The organism is Solimonas terrae (assembly GCF_011067135.1).
Lineage (GTDB): Bacteria > Pseudomonadota > Gammaproteobacteria > Nevskiales > Nevskiaceae > Solimonas > Solimonas terrae.
The window spans coordinates 256705-274623 of the sequence record NZ_JAAMOW010000001.1; the positions used below are offsets into that span (position 1 = coordinate 256705).

Genomic DNA, 17919 nt, shown 5'->3' on the forward strand with positions numbered 1-17919 from the left:
TGCTGCTATTTATTTCCCGGACCAGAGCGCGATCATTTTATCAATAGCCCTGACCAAATCACCCGTATGCGAAACGGATTCTGAGGAAAAATAAACACGGTATTGCAATTGATATTGACTGTTGTAGACGAAGGCATCGCACTCTATAGACATACAACTCATAAAAAGTTCGTCTGGAAATCTTTTGTTTGCGAAATAAACATTCTTATCTGGATGACGAAGATCCTCTTCAGCTAAGTTTGGATTTTTCTCCGCCCAATCTCTGCTTAACAACGCGTCCAATCCATCGATGCCAGAATCGAAGCGCTCCATTTCGTCGACGCATTTCTTATCGGCAGAAGAGGAACAGCGCACGTAACGGTTTATCTCGACGCGAGCAGGTCGAGGCTCCGGAGCCGGACCATTCGGAGATCTTTCAGGCGAGAGATCGTCCCATTCAGGGTTTGCATAAAACATGGGGAAAACATGAACGCGGAATCGATCTTTTTCCGGAACATATTTTCCATCCTGCTGCTCAAAGAACTTTGTCATTGTTCCCTTCCAGTCGGATGGCGTCATGTCGGGATACCAGAACGAAAACTCCAACTGTTCTGCTTTTATCGCCTTCTGTGGGTCGTTCGGAATAACGGTCAGAGGGAATATGACCCTGGGCAACCGCATCGTCGGGCCGCCATTGCCGAATGTGAATAGCACCGAGTTCTCAGGTGTCGGATGCGCATCAAGCCGGACATGCGAGATATCTTGAATTTTAGCGGACGGGGCTGCCTGCCCATATGCTGCGCTTGCCGCAAACAGCAGAAGACCTCCCACATAACTGCCTTTCATTCCGAGCATGGGCAAATAGCAATTTGAATTGTTGGGATTCATGATGTCTCCTTGATGGCAATCCGTATTTCAGGTGACTGCTTCTCTTGCTGCTGCGCACCTATCCTCACGATTTCATCCACCTGCAAGCTCTTTGGCAGGCCGTGGGCGATGAATAGCATCGTTACCTTGCCCTTGAGTTGATTGATCGTGGCGCAGAAGTGCTCAGCAGTAGCCGGATCGAGGCTGCTAGTGGCTTCGTCGAAGATCAGAATCTTGGGTTGCTTGAGAATTGCGCGGGCGATTGCAATGCGTTGCTTCTGTCCGCCTGAAAGTCCCGCGCCGCGTTCGCCAATCTCGGTTTGGTAGCCGCGCGGCAGCTGTTCGATGACGTCGTGTATTTCCGCTACCTTGCAGGCGTGGACGATCTTTTCGAACGTCGCATGGGGGTTCGCCATCATTAGGTTGTCGTACAGGGTGCCGGAGAACAGGATGGTTTCCTGAGGTACTACGCCAAAAGCGTTGCGCAATTCGTTCGCGGAGAAGTGCCGGATATCGGTTCCGTCGAGATGGATGAGGCCGCCGGTGGGGAGGTAGAAGCCGAGCAGCAACTTGGCCAGGGTGCTCTTGCCGGAGCCAGACGGGCCCATGACGGCGACGATCCTGCCCGGCTCGACACGCAGATCGAAGCCCTGATATAGGTAGGGTAGATTGTCAGCGTAGCGGAAGCTCAGGTCCCGCACTTCGATGAGACCTTTGGCCTGACGCAGGCGGCTTGGCGTGAGTGCGTAATGACGTTGCGCCCCACCAATGCGCTCTGGACTTGAAACAAGGGAACGCTCGCTGCGCCGCCGCCGCCGGCGAGCGCTCCCCGGTACGCCAAGATCAATCCGTGGGCTTAACCTCCCTACCCGCCCGCTTGGTCGTGCGGGGGTGTCGTGCCGCCGGTGTTCGGGCTTGATCCGGACGAGAAGGTGAAGCTGAACATCAAGACGTGGCCAATCTCGTCGTGCTTGCGGTAGTAAGGGACCTCCACGCCGGACGGCAGCGGCTGACCCTCCTCCAGACCATCGCCCAGACGCTTGACCGACGTGCTCACCCAACCGTAGCCGACGTTGAATCCCAGGTTCGTGAACGGGCCAGTCTTGCCCGACCGGTTCATTGCGATCATAAAGCCGCCGGCCACGGAGTCGAAAAGGCCGCCGTTCTGGCCATCGAGCTGGACCGCGAGAAACGGGCCGAACCCGTACGTCTGGTGGCTCCACTGATATATCTGATAGTGCGTTTCCAGCCAGAGTGCGCGCTGGTTCTTCGTCTCGTCAGTGACCCGCACCACGCCGTTTTCGAGGGTGGCGTCGTTGACGTTGGCGTGCTTGAGGAAAGTGACCCCGATACCGGCGGCGAAGCCCAGGGCGCCGAAGTTGGTACCGTCCGCAGAGCTCTTTCCCCCGGGGGGCGGTGTCTGGGCCTGGGCGTCCCCTGTGGCGGCCGCGTCCGTGTGCGCAGGCTCGGCGGCTGGCGTGGCGGCAGCTTCTTGCGCGAATGCGGCAGGAGCGCAGCTTGCCGCGACGAACAACAGTGCGAATCGGTATTTGAACATGGGACATCCTTTCTGGGACGCGTCGTTGAGGGGCGCCGCTACTGGTCTGGTAGCAGCGGGTGCAGCGCGGAAAGCTGGTGGGCTCTGATGTATTTGGCCTTCAGCCCGGCAATGTCGAGCGGGCTGAGCTCGTCGCGGGTGCCGATTTGCGACACCGGCGGCGCCGTGACGCCCGCCTTCACCACCAGAGTCGGTCGGCCGTTGGCGATCGCGAACTCGCTCAAGCGGTAGTGCATGATGGAAAGAAAGTCGTACTGGCCGATGTTTTCGGTCGGCAGCGGGTGGGTTTGGGAGAAGTCCGCCCACTCGTCATGAGGGATGTTGTCCCACTGCACGGTGACCCATTGGTCGCGATCGCTGCGGGTGTGCTCGTGGAGCATGCCCGCAGCGTGCGACAACTCGTGCAGAATGTTGCGAGCGTCGCACGATGGATGCAGCCAGACCCACTGCTCCTTGCCCACAATTCGGCCGACCTGCGCCTGACACACTTCTGCCTGCGTCCATGGGGCAATGCGCACACGCGAACGACTGGAGAGATCGCCGCCAGGGCACACCAGGCGGTCCGCACCGGTTCCATCGGGCTGAAATTTCACGACGTCGCCGACCGCTGCGTTGAAGATCGCGATCTGCGCGAGAATCAGCTGCTGCTGGGTTTCGGAGAAGCCGTTCTGGAAGCAGAACGGAATCGATCCGTCGTACCACACCGAAGTGTCGATCCAGTAGAACTGCGCGAACGGCTGGTTGTACGATCGGCTGATTGTGAAATCTGAGTCCAGCTGGTGACTGGCGGCCTCGGTCACGTCGCCGAGGACCATGTCGCCTTCGAACACGGCGTATCCGTTGCGGTTCTGGTAGGTGACTTCGCGCAGTCCGACTGCCGCGGCGTTGAGGGTCGTGCGCCCGAAGCCACCTTCCGGCGGCGGTACCGGGAACGACTCGGACGGCGCCAACGCTGGTAGCCGCGTGAGCACGACATCCCGCGAGAGCGGTGCCAGGCCGGCGCTGCGATCGAACACGCCTTGGAGGCGATCGAGCCGGACCGATGCCAGGTCGGACTCGGCGGCGAAGGTCGATACTGCGGTGCAGGCAAGGCCCAGCAAGACGAGGACGCGACTCGCCCGATGCAGAACTTCTGCTGCCCCCTGTATCCCCCGACCTTGTGTCGCCCCCATTTGCCATCCCCCGATGGCGCGCCTCCCCAAGCGCTGGCGCTAGATTCGACCCGTCAGAACGCGCCGTCAAGACACGCAATTTCGTCGAGACAGGCGGCGCCGTGACTCAAATCACAACTTTCAGTGATTTGCTCTCTGGTCGAGGGTAGAAGTCGAGTCTATTACCGCAGGCGCCGACACGCCGAGCCGTGCGCCGGCCAGCTGTCGCAGGGCGTCGGACTTGAGCTTGCCGCTGCCGGTGATCGCGAGTTCCTGTTCGTCGAAGAACAGGATGCGGCGCGGCACCTTGAAGCTTGCCAGGCGCTCCTTGAGGAACGCGCGAATCTGTTCGACGTCGAGGCTCGCACCATCCTGCGGCACGACGCAGCCGACGACGATCTCGCCGAGCGTGTCATGCGGCACGCCGACGGTCTGCGTGCGGCGCACGCCGGGATACGTCGACAGCACGGCATCGATCTCCAGCGGCGAAACATTGGCGCCGCCGGTCTTGATGATCTCGGTCAGACGACCTTCCCAGTAGAGACGACCAACCTCGTCGACATAGCCGCCGTCGCCGGTGCAGTAGTAACCCTCGCCGTCGAACACCGCCTCCACGCCCTTGCCGATGTAGCCGAGCATCAGCGTTGGCCCTTTGACGCAGATTTCGCCGCGTGCGCCGCGCGGCACGACCGCACCCGTCTGCGGATCGACGATCTTCAGCGTGTTGCCCGGCAACGGTACGCCCGCGCTACCGGCGTATTGCTCCGGTGACGTGTCGGCCGAATACGAGGTGTTGATCGTCATCGTCTCGGTCGTACCGAACGACATCGGCAGGCGCCAATCGGTCTTCACTGTCGGGTGCGTCAGCATCAGCGCCGAATTGGTGATGTAGCGCAGGCTCGACAGATCGACGCGGCTCCAGTTCTCCGCTTCCTGGAGACGCGCCCACTGATGCGGGCGACCGGACAGGAAGGTGACGCGCTCGCGCTCCATCAGCGTCAGCGCCATTTCCGGCTCGAAAGTCGGCTGCAGCACGACCGCGCCGCCGGTCGACAGCGCAACGCCGACGATCATCGTGATGTTCGCCGACCAGAAAAATCCGTTGCCGGTCCAGCTGCGCACCGCGCCCTCGACGCTCATCACGCGCGGCCAACGCCACCACTGGATCGCAAACGCCTGCTGTGCGTGCAGGATGCCCTTGGGCAAGCTGGTCGTGCCGGACGAGAAGAACAGGCCGCCGGCATCCGACGGCGCGACGGCCGCCGCCCTCGCCTCCACGACCGCAGCGTCGACGTCCACGCCGTGTGCCAGGAACGTCTCCCAGGCTTCGAACGACACTGCGTCGGCGCGCACGGCGTCGCGCGCATCGGCGACGCTCGCCAGCCGCACGAGACGTTGCAGGTACGGAAATTTCGCCGAACGCAGGCAGCCGGGCGCGGCAGTGCGGATCTGCGGCTCGAGATCGGCCAGCATCGCGCCAAAGTCCTTCTTCAGCACCAGTCCGTCGAACAGCACGATCGAAACGCCGGAGACGCCAAGCAGGTACTCGAGCTCGGCAGGGGTCGAGAACGTGCTGAGCGCCACCGACACGCCACCGGCGAGCGCCGTGCCGAACACCGCCGAGAGATATTCGGGACGATTGGCCATCAGGATGCCGACACGGCTGTCCTTGCCGATCCCGCAGGCGACCAGTGCCCTGGCGACCTCGATCGACCTGTCCCACAGCATCCGGTACGACCAGCGCTCGACGCCGTGCTCGCTGTGCATGACCAGCGCTTCACGCTCGCCATGGCGGGACGTGACCTCGCGCAGGTAGGCGGGAATCGTCAGCGGCCCCATGCCGGGCTCGTCGGCGAGCGGCATGCCGTGGACGACGGACACGCTCTGCGAAACGCTGGAAGTATCCATCTGTCTGTCCGCTGCGATGGTGCCCCCGTCAATAAGGGAGCTGGACCTCGGCGATGCCCTTGAGAATCGTCTCGCCGGTCTGCGTCGTCATCTTCACCTGCACCTTGACCACCGGGCAGCCGAACGGCGAATGATCGAGCTTCTCGATGACTTCGCCGTCGATATAGGTGATGTCGCCCTCGAACGCCGGGCTGCGGAACTGCGTCTGCGAGTGCCAGATGAAACCGTTGTGACCGGCCCAGTAGGCGACGTAGTCGACATGCCAGGCGTTCATCGACGCGCCGTAGCCATACATGCCGCCCATGCCGATGTTCGAGGCCTTCTCCAGATTGAGATGGCCGCTAGACGGGCCGTGGTAGAGGCCGTCGCCCTGGCGCGGATCGATGCGGCGCGCATCGTGATCGTAGGTCATGTCGGACGCGAAGCCGGCGTCTTCCTTGGCCGGATCGACGGCACCCTCCGGCACGTTCCAGCGCCAGGTGCCCCAGATGTTCTGGCGGAACGCGCGGTATTCGGTCACGAAGGTGGTGATCGTGTGCGGGCCGATGACGCGGCGCGGCAGCTTGTCGCCGACCTTCACGTCGCCGTAGGCCGGCGATTTGCCCTCGCGATTGGACAGAATCCACTCGTAGCGCAGCTTGTGGATCGCCGCGAGTTCGTCCTTGGTCCACAGCTTGGGCGACGCCTTTTCCTTGCCGTAGACCGCGCGCTTGTTGGCTTCGTCGCGCAGGTAGCGGATCGCCGTTGCACGTTCGCGGGCGACCAGCACGCCGTGCTGGTTGCGATGCTCGGTATCGCCGCGCGTGAACACGGTCGGGCCGGCGAAGCCGGTGTCCTTGACGTCGTAGCCGTCGAAACGGCGCTGCTGGAACAGCTTGTCGCCCGGGCGGATCGGTGCATCGAAGAACCACCATTCCTCGCCGCCGAAGATCAGGTGGCTGCCGGGAATCTTGCCGACGCAGGCCGGATGGCAGCCGTGGCCGTAATCCATCGCCACCGCGAACGACTGCGGCGCGACGATGCCGCCGAACTTCGACTTGCGTGCGAACTCCTCGTCCCAGTGGATCGGGTTCGCGTAGTCCATCGCCATCACCCAGCGACGGATGTCCGTCGCATTGCACGGGTCCCAGAGCTCGGCGAAGATCACCGGCTTGCCGACCCACTTGTCGACATCGCTCATGTCGAGCTGCACGTCGCTCGCCGGCGCTGGATTTGCGGACATCCGGATCTCTCCCCTTGATTCGATATGTCGGGATCTTAGCCCGCAGCGACGGGCCCGATCCCGGCATCCCGTGCCGGTGCATCGACATTTGGCGCATGGCACAGCCGCCCGCCTTCAGTCGCCCCTGAAGCGCGGCGGCCGTTTCTCGGCGAAGGCCTTCGCGCCTTCCCGGAAATCGCCGGTCAGCATGGCCACGGTCTGCACATGATTTTCCAGTTCCAGCGCGGCATCCAGACTCTGCGCCTCGAGATTGGCCCACATCAGCTGCTTGGTGTGCTTGACCGAGTACGGGCTGTTGGCGGTAATCGCGGCGGCGGTCTCCAGCGCCGCGTCGAGCAGCCGGGCATCGTCGACGATGCGCGTTGCCAGCCCGATCGCCATGGCTTCCTCGGCCGCGATCGGACGACCCGTCAGCATGATCTCGAACGCGCGACCGGCGCCGATCAGGCGTGGCAGGTGATAGCTGATCCCGCATTCGCCGGCGCTGAGACCGATTTTGACGGCGCCGATGATGAAGTTCGCGGAATGTCCGGCAATGCGGATGTCGGCGGCCAAGGCGATGCCGAAGCCGGCGCCGACCGCAGCGCCCTGCACTGCCGCAACGATCGGCTGCGGCAACCGGCGCAGTTGCGCGATCGTGCCGGCAAACAGCTCCTGCAGCGCCATCGCCTCGGTCGTGTTGCGCGCCGCCTCGTCGCCGAATACCGCAATCTTGAGATCGAGCCCCGCGCAGAAGCCGCGCCCCTCGCCCGCCAGCACGATGACGCGACAGTCGCGATCGCTGGCGAGTTCGTCGAGCACACCGCGCAGTTCCCGCACCATAGCCAGCGTCAAGGCATTGCGCGCGTCGGGGCGATTCAAGGTCAACAGCGCGATGCCGTCGGCCCGTCGTTCAAGCGAAATGCATGTCATGGGGCCCTCGCTGATCGTGCAGCAGTGCGGCTGTCGTCGTTGCGGGATGGGTGGCGACGAAACAAAACCGGCGACGGTACCGATCCGCACTCAGACCGGAACCGCGACCTCGATCCAGTCGTCGACCACGCGCACGTCGTACACGGCAATCGGCTGCGTCGCCGGCAGACACATCGCCTTGCCGGTTACCAGATCGAAGCGCGCGCCATGCGTCGGACAGGCGATCCAGCCGTTGCCGACGCGCCCGCGTTCCAGCGGCTTCTCGTTGTGCGAACAGACATTGGCGATCGCATGCAGCTTGCCGTTGGCATTGCACAGCAGCAGCGGCCTGCCGTCGATGCTGAGCGGCTTCTTCGCGCCGGCCGGCAGATCGGCCACCGGCAGCACACGCTGGAATGAACTGGACTCCGTCATCTGTTTTCCGTTTCTGTGGCCGCGCAGAAAGACGGGGCGACGATCAAGGGACCGTCGCCCGGCGGTTGGCGATCCGGGCGTTTACGCCACGTATTTGCTGACGGCGTTCTCGAAATGCCGGACGCGGATTTCCTGGTAGTTGCCGAGCGTCAGGCCGGACTTGGCGCTGGCCTCCAGACCCTGCTGCTGCAGGATCAGGTTGTCGGTGTCCTGGTCCAGGATCGCGCCGAAACCCGGGTCCATGCCCTCGGCTTCCTTGAACGACTGGTGATCCTCCAGATGGATCGGCTCGGCCGGCATCGGCCGCGTGCCATCCTTCGGCACCGGCCGCAGGAACAGCACTTCGTACAGGCAGCGACGATGATCCTGCGGGTCCGGCCGGAAGCGGTAGACCATCGGCAGCGAGATGCCCGGGAACAGGAACACGTTCGGGAACACCGTGTACGAGAAGCAGTCGAGTAGCTCCGAATCGGACACCTTGGACAGATCGGTATTGGTCGCCTGCTCGAACATGCCGCGGAACATCTCCGCCATCACGCTGCGCGCCGTTCCGCCGTCCTTGAGCGTGAACTTGGTATCGCCGAGCGCACTGCTGTCGCCGAGCGTGAACTGGTTGAGCACGTCCTGCTCGCTGACCTTGCCGTACAGATGCGGGCTGACCACGCCGAGCGGCGAGATGAAGCGGTTGACGTGCTCGCCGTAGACGTCGTACTGCGTGTTGGCATCACCATTCGACGGCGCGACCTGCGGATGCGTCTCGATGACGTGATACGCCTCGAGGAAGGCGTCGATCGCCAGCTTCCAGTTGCACGGCAGGTGCTTGGCGACGTGCAGGTAGACGTAGCGGTTTTCCAGCTTCCAGGCGTCGATGTGTGCCTTCGCTTCCTTGCCGAAATAGTCGGCCAGCGTCGGCGCCTGCGGGTCCATGTTGATGAACACGAAACCACCCAGTCGCTCCACTTTGGCCTGCGGCAGCGTCAGCTTCTTGAAGTCGACGTGCGGGAAATCCCAGGAGCACAGCGTTTCCTTGTGGCTGCCATCGAGATTCCACGTCCAGCCGTGGAAGCTGCACTTGAATTCTTCGGCGTTGCCCTCGGTGCCGGACGCGCGCAGCTTGGTGCCGCGATGCAGACAGGCGTTGTAGTACGCGCGAATGTCGTCCTGCGCGACGCGCGTGATGATGAACGAGTACGGACCGAGGTCGTAGACGTGATAGTCGCCGACTTCCGGGATGTGCTCCTCGCGGCAGGCGAACTGCCAGGTCTTCTTCCACAGCGTGTCGATTTCACGCTGCGCGTACGCCGCATCGATGTAGCGATCCTTGGAAATGTCCTCGTCGCCGAGAAACCGGTAGGACTCCGAGCGCACCCAGCCCGGCGCCGCGACCTTGTCGGCGGCGATGATTTCCTGCGTGCTCGGGGCTCCCGGGCAACGCGCTTCACCTTTGCTGGCCGCGGCGGCCTGGCGCTGGTCTTCTTTGACTTCCGACATCAGATGTTCTCCAGAAACCTTGCGACGGTGTCGCTCAGGCGGCGACGCGGCGTTCGACCGCGCTGACGCTGTTCTTGTAGATCTCGCCGTTCTTCATGATCAGCGCGAGACGGCCGGCATCAAGCAGCACCGAGAAATCGGTCAGCGGGTCACCGTCGACCAACAGCAGGTCGGCAAGATGGCCTTCCCTGATCTCGCCCATCTGCTCGCCGCTGTCGATCATCATCGCCGCACCGCCGTTGGCAGTCGCGCAGCGCAGAGCCTCGGAGCGTGTGTAGCCGTAGTACTTGACGAAGAAATCGAGGTCGCGCGCATTGGTGCCGTTGGGGCTCCACTTGAAGCCGTAGTCGCCGCCGATCAGATGGCGGATGCCGCGCTTGCGCAGTTCGGTGTGTGTCTTTGCCGAGGCTTCGAGCAGGCCGGGAATGCCCATGTAACCGCCGATCTCCGAGGTCAGGCCGATGCCGGCCGCTTCGTTGTTCTGGATCGTGTGGAACAGGCTCACCGTCGGCGCGACGAACACGCGGTCCTTGTTCGCCTCGAACAGGTCGAGCAGTTCGGTATCCGAATATTCGACGTGATAAATCATGTCGACGCCGGCCTTCAGACAGTCCTTGCTGCCCTTGATCGAGCGCGTGTGTGCATTGACGCGGCGGCCGTACGCGTGCGCCACGTCGACCGCCATCTTGATTTCCTCGAACGACATCGGCGTCGTGTGCGCCGGCGTGTTCGGATAGAACGGATCACCGGACACGTCGAGCTTGATGTTGTCGCAGCCTTCGCGGCAGCTCAGACGTACGGCCTTGCGCATCTCTTCGGGGCCATCGACGATGATCGACGGACCCTTGCGCGGATTGTGTTCGCGGCTTTCGTCGCCCATGCCACCGGTGACGCTGATTTCCAGCGACCCGGCACGGATGCGCGGCCCCGGCAGCTGGCCGGCGTTGACCGCGTCGCGGACGGCGACGCCGAGCCGCAGCTTGGCCTCGGACGCGCCCCAGGCGCTGGTGAAGCCGTGATCGAGCAGCACCTTGGCAACCCGTGCGGTCAGCAGCGTGTGCGCTTCCGGCGACGGCGTGATCAGGTCTTCGGTCGCGGTCACCGCCTCGAACGAGAGGTGCGCATGGCCTTCGGTCATGCCCGGCATCAGGAACAGGCCCTTGGCGTCAATGACCTGGCAGCCGGCCTGCGGCAACTGGCCGCGGCCGCGGGCGACGGTCTTGACCCGGTTGCCCTCGATCAGCACGTCACCGTCGAACGGCACGGCTCCGGACGCATCCCAGATCTTCGCGCCGGCAATGATCGTCTTGTTCATCCAGCTCTCTCCTCGCGGTTCTCGAATCATGCCGCTACCGGCAATTATGCCGGCCGGCTCCGCTGCCTCGAATGACCCTGCACGCAGCGCAACTTGCCTGCGCTCGCCAGCAGCTTCAATGCGCTTGTCCGGCACCGCTACACTCGCCGGCGACCGTCCGCGTCCAGAACAAGCAGCATCGGGAGGAAAACCGCGTGATCAAGGGCATACACCACGTCGCCGTTCATGTGCACGACATGGACCGGATGATCCGGTTCTACAAGGATGCCTTCGGCTTCGAGGTCGTCGGCGAGCCGTTCAGCTGGCAGGAAAGCGAGTTCATCGACCGCATCGTCGACGTGCCGAATTCCGCCGCCAAGGGTGCCATGCTGCGCTGCGGAACCTGCTATCTGGAAATGTTCCAGTACCAGGCACCGGCGCCGACCGTGACGCGTGCCCTGAACCCGTACGACAAGGGCTACACGCATTTCTGCGTCGACGCGACCGATATCGAGTACGAAGTCGAGCGCCTGCGCGGCCTGGGCATGAGCTTCGGCCAGCCCGGCCCGATCGACGTCGGCCACGTCAAATCCATCTACGGCCGCGATCCGGAAGGCAATCTGATCGAGGTCCAGCAGACCGCCGATCACTGCGACTTCCGCCTCGACAAGCTGCCGCCTCGCTGATGCGGTCCGTCGACCGCTCATCAACCACCGATCTCACGCATCGCGCAGAACGTACCCGCTGCTGAATTCGTGAGGTCCGTGGTCAAGTGCTTTCCGTTTTCCTGAAAACCCGATGACCAAGTCCGTCACCACGCTCGACGACAAGTACCTGCAGGACGGCGGACGGGTCTTCATCTCGTCGAACCAGGCGCTGGTGCGCCTGCCGCTCGATCAGATCCGCCGTGATCGCGCGCTGGGGCTGAAGACCGCCGGCTACATCTCCGGCTATCGCGGCTCGCCGCTCGGCGTCTACGACTCGGCGCTGTGGGGCGCACAGAAGCTGCTCGATGCGCACGATATCCGCTTCGTGCCCGGCCTCAACGAGGAGCTGGCGGTCAGCGCCATCCGCGGCACGCAGCAGCTCGACTGGTTCGGCGCCTCGCAGTTCGAAGGTGTGTTCGGACTCTGGTACGGCAAGGGCATCGGCGTCGATCGCGCCTGCGAATCGCTGAAGCTCGGCAACCTCGAAGGCAGTGCCGCCAAGGGCGGCTTCCTGGCGATCGCCGGAGACGATCACGGCGGCAAGTCCTCGGACAGCGCGCACCAGTCCGAGCACACCCTGATCGCGGCGATGCTGCCGGTGCTGTATCCGGCGACGATCGACGAGATCATGGAGTTCGGCCTGTTCGGCATCGCCATGTCGCGCTACAGCGGTTGCTACGTCGGCCTCAAGTGCATCACCGACACCCTGGACCTGTCCGGCACCGCGGAGCTGCCGGATCTGCAGCGCGCCTACCGGCTGCCAAGCGATTTCCCGCTGCCGGCGGACGGCTTGAATCTCAAGCAGAACCAGCCGGCACTGGTCGAGGAAGACCGCCTCGTCAACCAGCGCCTGCCGGCGGCGACCGCGTTCGCGCGCGCCAACGGCATCGACCGCGTCGTCATCGACGGCGAGCGCCGTACGCTCGGCATCGTCAGCGCCGGCAAGGCCTATCTCGATCTGCGCCAGGCACTGGCCGATCTCGGCCTCGACGAAGCCGCCTGCGCACGGCTCGGCATCCGCGTCTACAAGCCGGGCCTGATCTGGCCGATGGACCGCGAGCAGCTCGTCGCCTTCGCGCAGGGTCATCGCGCGCTGCTGGTCGTCGAGGAAAAGCGGCCGGTGATGGAAGACCAGATCGCCCGCCACCTGTACGCCCTCGCCGATCACCGCCCGGCACTGGCCGGCAAGCGCGATCTTCAGGACGCACCGCTGCTGCCGGCGAGCGGCGAGCTGACCGTGCCGCAGGTGCGTCGCGCCGTCGCCGCCGTGCTGGAACAGCTCGGCATCCGCGACGCCCACGTGCAGGCACACGCCGACGGCTGGCGCGAGCTCGAATCGCGACCGCTGGAGACCGGCGGCACGATCCGCCCGGCGTATTTCTGCTCGGGCTGTCCGCACAACACCAGCACCAAGACCCCGGACGGCGCGCTGGCGCTCGGCGGCATCGGCTGTCACGGCCTCGCCGCCGTGGTCATGGATCGCAACACCATGCAGTTCGTGCCGATGGGGCATGAGGGTTCGCCGTTCGTCGGCGTCGGCCCGTTCACGCAGGGCACGCAGCACGTCTTCCAGAACATGGGCGACGGCACCTACTCGCATTCCGGCGTGCTGGCGATCCGCGCCGCCGTCGCCGCCAAGGCCAACATCACCTACAAGGTCCTGTACAACGACGCCGTGGCGATGACGGGCGGCCAGCCGGTCGAGCAGCAGATCACGCCGATCGACATGGTCAATCAGTTGCTCTCGGAAGGCGTGCGGCCGGTGCATCTGGTGTCCGATCATCCCGAGCAGTACGCCGGCCTGACGCTGCCGCCGAACACCGCCCTGCATCATCGCGACGCGCTCGACCGCGTGCAGCGCGAGCTGCAGAAGACACCGGGCGTCACCGGCATCGTCTACGAACAGACCTGCGCCGCCGAGAAGCGCCGCCGCCGCAAGCGCAAGCTGATGGTCGATCCGCCGCAGCGCCTGTTCATCAACCCGGACGTCTGCGAAGGCTGCGGCGACTGCTCGGTGCAGTCCAACTGTATCAGCATCCTGCCGCTCGAAACCGAGTTCGGCCGCAAGCGGCAGATCGACCAGTCGACCTGCAACAAGGACTACAGCTGCGCCAAGGGCTTCTGCCCGTCGTTCGTCACCGTCACCGGTGCGAAAATCGCGGTGCGCGCCAGCGGCGACGCACAACGCCTGCAGCAGCTGATTGCCGCGCTGCCGGCACCGGCACTGGCGCCGCTCGATGCGCGCGGCTGCAACATCCTCGTCGGTGGCATCGGCGGCACCGGCGTGCTGACCGTCGGCGCCCTGCTTGGCATGGCCGCACACCTCGACGGCAAGGGCTGCACGATCCTCGACATGACCGGCATGGCGCAGAAGGGCGGCGCCGTCGCCAGCCATATCCGCATCGGTCCCGATCCGGCCGGCATCTACACCTCGCGCCTGTCGGATGGCATGTGCGATGTGCTGATCGCCTGCGACATGATCGTCGCCTCCGGCGCGCCGATGCTGAAAACCCTGCGTCCCGGTCACAGTGCCGCGATCGTCAACCGCGACGTCGCGCCGACCGGCGAGTTCCAGCGCAACAAGCATTTCGATCTCGGCGAGAAGCGCATGCGCGATGCGATCGCCGCCGCACTCGGCGACGGTGCGCTGTTCGAACTCAACGCCAGCCAGCTCGCCACCGACCTGACCGGCGACAGCATCGCCACCAACATCCTCATGCTCGGCTACGCCGCGCAGAAAGGTCTGCTGCCGGTGACCACCACCGCGCTGGAACAGGCGATCCGCCTCAACGGCACCTTCGTCGAAGGCAACCTGCGCACCTTCGCGCTCGGCCGCCTCGCCGCGCACGACCCGGAGGCGCTGGCCCGCGAACTGGCACCGAAGCCGCAGACCGTCGTGCCGCTCGCCACCGTCGACGACGTGCTCGCCAGCCGCACCCGCCTGCTCGCGGCGTATCAGAACCAAGCCTATGCCGAGCGCTACCGCGACGACATCGCCGATATCCGCACGCGCGTCGCCGCGCTGAAGCTCGACGGCGGCGAGGCCTTCGTGCGCGAGGTCGCACTGACGCTGGCACGACTGATGGCCTACAAGGACGAATACGAGGTCGCGCGCCTGTACGCCGACCCGAAATTCCTGCAGCGCCTGCGCGACCAGTTCAGCGGTGACTACACGCTGCGCTTCAACCTGGCGCCGCCGATGCTGCCGGGTCGCGATGCGTCGGGCCGTCCGAAGAAGCGCAGCTTCGGCGCCTGGATGCTGCCGGCCTTCCGCCTGCTCGCGAAACTCAAGGGCCTGCGCGGCACGGTCTTCGATCCGTTCGGCTACTTCCCGGAACGTCGTCTCGAACGGCGCCTGATCGGCGAGTACCGCACCCTGATCGACGGCCTCATTGACCGCCTCGACACGGCGACGATCGCGACGGGTACCGAGATTGCCTGCGCCGCCAGCGAGATCGGCGGCTACGGCCTGATCAAGGACGCCGCCGTCGCGCAGTACGAGACGCGCCTGAAGGCGCTGCTCGCCAGTTTCGAGCGGGCTTGCGCACAGCAGCGCGACCGCGCTGCATAGCGCCGCGATCGATTCCTTTCCTCTCCCACGCGCGGGGAGGTGGTTCGAGGTAGAGGGCCGCGGCGAACGCCGCGGGACTTCCGCACGTTGAGCACATCACAAAATGAACTCCCTCGCCCCTCGTAGAGGGGAGAGGGTTGGGGAGAGGGGTTGTCGGATCGAGCACCGCGGCGAGTGAGCACCTCCCCTCCCCAACACTCTCCCCATCGCTGCGCGATGAGGAGATGGAATTCATTTTGATAGTCGCTCCTGGAACACCGCGACGCGCCGGCCCAGGCGATCCCGGAACGCTTGGGCCACGCGCCAAGCCCGGTTAACATCAAGGCTTCTATTCAACAGAGTTGTTCATGACCGAATCCAGCGAAAAGCCGGTCCTCGTCTGCGGCGGCAGCGGTTTCGTCGGCAGCCACACCGTGCGCCTGCTCTGCGAGCGCGGCCGCAAGGTGCGCGTGCTGCTGCGCAAGACCAGCAAGACCGCGGCGCTCGCCGGCCTGCCGGTCGAGATCGTCCACGGCGACGTGCTCGAACCCGAATCGCTGCAGGCGGCGATGCGCGGCTGCAGCAGCGTGTTCTACAGCGTCGTCGATCCGCGCTTCTGGCTGACGGACCCGACGCCGATCTACCGCAACAACGTCGAAGGCGTCGTCAATGCGATGGAAGCCGCACTGGCCTGCGGCATCGAGCGCTTCATCTTCACCAGCTCGATGGGCACGCTGGGCCTGAACCCGGACGGCCCGGTCACCGAGGACATCCCGTTCAACTGGCGGGACCGCGCCTCGCCGTACATTCTCGCGCGGCTCGAAGCGGAAACGCAGGTGCTCAAGTACTGCCGCGAACGCGGTCTGCCCGGCATCGCGCTGTGCATCGCCAACACCTACGGCCCCGAGGACTACGGTCCGACGCCGCACGGCAAGGCGCTCTGGGACACCGCGCGCGGTGCCAGCAAGCATGCGCTCGACGCCGGCGCACCGACCGTCGACATCCGCGACGCCGCCGAAGCGGCGCTGCTCGCCGAAACCAGGGGCCGGGTCGGCGAGCGCTACATCATCGCCAACGAGTTCATCAGCAATCGCGACTTCTACACGCTCGCGACCCGCGAATGCGGCAAGCCGCCGCCGAAGCTCATCCCGCTGCGTACGGCGTACGCGATCGCCTGGATCACGGAGCGCGTGTTCAAGCTGCTCGGCCGCAAGGACTTCATCGTCAGCACCGACGCGGTCTTCCTGTCCAATGCCTTCCAGCAGATGGACCACAGCAAGGCCACGCGCGAACTCGGCTGGCAGCCGCGGCCGATCGCCGAGACGGTGCGCGATGCCGTGGCCTGGTACGCGAAGCACGAACAGGAAAGCGCGGCACAGACGTAGGCGCGGCGCGAGCCGCGATCACGCGTTTGTTTACGGCAAAGGCCGCGCGCTCGCGCCTTGCGCCGCGCGTGCAAAACGCCCGTTCTGTCATTGCAAGCAAGCGCAGCCGCGCCTCGATACACCGCGCTGACGCGCGGCACTCGGCATGAACGGTTGCAGACGGAGCCGGTGTCCTTTTCGTCCCCGCTCGCCCCGGGTGTTTCGCGCAGCGATATGTATCGAGGGGCAGCATCTCGATCCGTCATTGCGAGCAACTGCAGCCGCGCCTCGATACACCGCGCTGACGCGCGGCACTCGGCATGAACGGTTGCAGACGGAGCCGGTGTCCTTTTCATCGCCGTTCGCCCCGAGTGTTTCGCGCAGCGAAATGTATCGAGTAGCCGCACCTCGATCCGTCATTGCAAGCAAGCGCAGCCGCGCCTCGATACACCGCGCTGACGCGCGGCACTCGGCATGAACGGTTGCAGACGGAGCCGGTGTCCTTTTCATCGCCGCTCGCCCCGAGTGTTTCGCGCAGCGAAATGTATCGAGGGGCAGCACCTCGATCCGTCAGCCGCCTCGGCGTGCCATCTCGAAACTGCGCTGCAGATGCTCGCCGAAGCCTGAGGGCAAAACCGGCAGCGTCCACTGCCGTGCCGGGTCGCGGATCGCAGCGATCTGCGCGCCGACGTCGTCGATCGTCCAGGACGGACGGTAGACGCCTTCCGTCTCGGCAACGAACGCCCGCGCGATTCGGCCGGCCATCGACACGTACAGCTCGCCGCTGACCGAGCAGGATTCGTGCGCCAGCCAGCCGACGACCGGCGCGACCAGATCCGCGCCCATCGGCGGATACTGTGCCGTGTCCAGGCCTTCGGCCATGCGCGTCACCGCGCCGGGCAGGATGATGTTGCTCTTGATGCCGTGTTCGGCGCCTTCGAGCGCGACGACGTTGTTGAGGCCGATGATCCCGGATTTCGAAACGGCGTACGGCACGCCGTTGGGAATGCTGTAGAGCCCCCCGATCGACGAGGTCAGCACGACGCGGCCGTAGCCCGCCTTGCGCATGTGCGGGAACGCCGGCCGCACGACATGGAACGCGCCCATCAGGTGCACGTCGACCACCGCCTTGAAATCCTCGTAGCTGATCTCGGCCAGCGAGCCGTAGCGCACGTTGCCGGCGTTGTGGATCAGCACGTCGATGCGGCCGAACTGCGCGAGCGCCGTGGCGATGATCGCCTGCCCGCCCTCGCGCGTCGCGACCGAATCGGTCGACGCCACGGCCTCGCCGCCGGCGGCGCGAATCTCGCGCACCACATCCTGCGCCGGACCGTCGTCATGGCCCTCGCCTGCCATGCTGCCGCCGAGATCGTTGACGACGACCTTGGCGCCTTTCGACGCCAGCAGCAGCGCGTACTCGCGCCCGAGCCCGCGGCCGGCACCGGTGATCACGGCGACACGGCCGTCGAATCTGCGTTCTGTCATGGTGGCCATCCTCCAAA

13 protein-coding genes and 1 pseudogene are annotated in these 17919 nt (G+C 64.7%); 3 read left to right on the forward strand and 11 right to left on the reverse strand.

All coding sequences use genetic code 11. The annotated features are described in order from the left end of the window. Window positions 1-9 precede the first annotated feature (9 nt). From G7Y85_RS01065 to G7Y85_RS01105, 10 genes and pseudogenes are all read right to left on the reverse strand, one after another. Window positions 10-867 carry a hypothetical protein gene (locus G7Y85_RS01065; RefSeq protein WP_166250764.1) on the reverse strand — a complete coding sequence of 286 codons (858 nt, stop codon included), beginning with the start codon at window positions 865-867 and terminating at the stop codon, window positions 10-12. After that, a pseudogene (locus tag G7Y85_RS20135) lies at window positions 864-1595 on the reverse strand (ATP-binding cassette domain-containing protein); the annotation flags it as partial. The gene G7Y85_RS01065 and the pseudogene G7Y85_RS20135, both read right to left, overlap by 4 nt. A gap of 116 nt (window positions 1596-1711) precedes the next feature. After that, window positions 1712-2404, reverse strand: a complete 693-nt coding sequence (locus tag G7Y85_RS20140; protein WP_206675458.1) for a hypothetical protein — start codon at window positions 2402-2404, stop codon at window positions 1712-1714. A 38-nt stretch (window positions 2405-2442) separates the two neighbouring features. After that, the gene (locus G7Y85_RS01075; protein ID WP_166250765.1) at window positions 2443-3504 is read right to left on the reverse strand and encodes a M12 family metallopeptidase; all 1062 of its coding nucleotides are present in this window, start codon (window positions 3502-3504) and stop codon (window positions 2443-2445) included. A gap of 192 nt (window positions 3505-3696) precedes the next feature. Further along, on the reverse strand, window positions 3697-5463 hold the full coding sequence (locus tag G7Y85_RS01080) for a class I adenylate-forming enzyme family protein (protein WP_166250766.1): 1767 nt from the start codon (window positions 5461-5463) through the stop codon (window positions 3697-3699). A gap of 28 nt (window positions 5464-5491) precedes the next feature. Continuing rightward, window positions 5492-6685 carry an FAS1-like dehydratase domain-containing protein gene (locus tag G7Y85_RS01085; RefSeq protein ID WP_166250767.1) on the reverse strand — a complete coding sequence of 398 codons (1194 nt, stop codon included), beginning with the start codon at window positions 6683-6685 and terminating at the stop codon, window positions 5492-5494. 114 nt (window positions 6686-6799) lie between these two features. Next, complete coding sequence (locus tag G7Y85_RS01090; RefSeq protein ID WP_166250768.1) at window positions 6800-7597, reverse strand: enoyl-CoA hydratase/isomerase family protein; 798 nt, start codon at window positions 7595-7597, stop codon at window positions 6800-6802. 90 nt (window positions 7598-7687) lie between these two features. Beyond that, on the reverse strand, window positions 7688-8011 hold the full coding sequence (locus G7Y85_RS01095) for a Rieske (2Fe-2S) protein (RefSeq protein ID WP_166250769.1): 324 nt from the start codon (window positions 8009-8011) through the stop codon (window positions 7688-7690). A gap of 81 nt (window positions 8012-8092) precedes the next feature. Continuing rightward, on the reverse strand, window positions 8093-9502 hold the full coding sequence (locus G7Y85_RS01100; protein WP_166250770.1) for an aromatic ring-hydroxylating oxygenase subunit alpha: 1410 nt from the start codon (window positions 9500-9502) through the stop codon (window positions 8093-8095). Window positions 9503-9536: 34 nt separating this feature from the next. Next, window positions 9537-10817 (reverse strand): metal-dependent hydrolase family protein, encoded by a 1281-nt coding sequence (locus G7Y85_RS01105; RefSeq protein WP_166250771.1) that lies wholly within the window; start codon window positions 10815-10817, stop codon window positions 9537-9539. A 194-nt stretch (window positions 10818-11011) separates the two neighbouring features. On the opposite strand from G7Y85_RS01105, the gene G7Y85_RS01110 reads away from it, so the two are divergent. The 3 genes from G7Y85_RS01110 to G7Y85_RS01120 all read left to right on the forward strand — a co-directional run bounded on the left by G7Y85_RS01110 (window position 11012) and on the right by G7Y85_RS01120 (window position 16438). After that, the gene (locus G7Y85_RS01110) at window positions 11012-11482 is read left to right on the forward strand and encodes a VOC family protein (RefSeq protein WP_166250772.1); all 471 of its coding nucleotides are present in this window, start codon (window positions 11012-11014) and stop codon (window positions 11480-11482) included. A 112-nt stretch (window positions 11483-11594) separates the two neighbouring features. Then, window positions 11595-15074, forward strand: a complete 3480-nt coding sequence (locus G7Y85_RS01115; RefSeq protein WP_166250773.1) for an indolepyruvate ferredoxin oxidoreductase family protein — start codon at window positions 11595-11597, stop codon at window positions 15072-15074. A 347-nt stretch (window positions 15075-15421) separates the two neighbouring features. Next, complete coding sequence (locus G7Y85_RS01120) at window positions 15422-16438, forward strand: NAD-dependent epimerase/dehydratase family protein (RefSeq protein WP_166250774.1); 1017 nt, start codon at window positions 15422-15424, stop codon at window positions 16436-16438. Between the two features lie 549 nt (window positions 16439-16987). Here the strand turns inward: G7Y85_RS01120 and G7Y85_RS01125 are convergent. Beyond that, window positions 16988-17902: an SDR family NAD(P)-dependent oxidoreductase gene (locus tag G7Y85_RS01125; RefSeq protein WP_166250775.1), complete on the reverse strand. Its 915-nt coding sequence runs from the start codon at window positions 17900-17902 to the stop codon at window positions 16988-16990. Window positions 17903-17919 lie beyond the last annotated feature (17 nt).